1 pseudogene is annotated in these 599 nt (G+C 71.5%); it reads right to left on the reverse strand.

The features are described from left to right. Nucleotides 1-599, reverse strand: a pseudogene (locus ACYVOO_RS04070) (type IV secretion protein Rhs); the annotation flags it as partial.

Raw genomic sequence — 599 nt, forward strand, 5'->3', positions numbered from 1 at the left:
GGCATGTCGAAGTGGGTGTGGCTGTAGGCCGTGGTGTGTCCGGCCGGGTCGGTGTGGGTGACGAGGTTGCCCTCGCAGTCCCACTTCCACTCCTCCCGCGCCCCGTCCGGATGCTCCCGCCACGCGGGCTTGCCCTCGATCGTCCAGCCCTGACGCGTGGTGTTCCCCAAAGGGTCGGTCAGCGCCGTGATCCGCCCATGCGGCCCACGCCGGACCCGTGTGACCGCCCCCAGCGGGTCGGCCATCTCCATGGGCAGACCCGCCGCGTTCGTGATCACCGTCGTGACGCCACCCAGCGGATCCGTGATCGCCGACAGGTGGCCCGCACCGTCGTACGCGTAACGGGAGGTGGCACCCGAAGGATCGGTGGTGGAGGTACGGGCACCCCGCGCGTCATACGTGTACCGCCACACCCCACCCCCCGGCCCCCGCACCCGGACCGGCAGACCCCACCCGTCGTAGACCGCCTCCGTCACCGCCCCATCCGGCTGCTCGACGCCGGTGCGACGCCCCTCCTCGTCATACGCGTAACGGGTCACGTTCCCCAGCGGGTCCGTCACGGTCAGGGGCAGCCGGTTGCTCTCGTCCCACTCCGTGCG

The sequence above is a fragment of the Streptomyces daliensis genome (assembly GCF_054782395.1).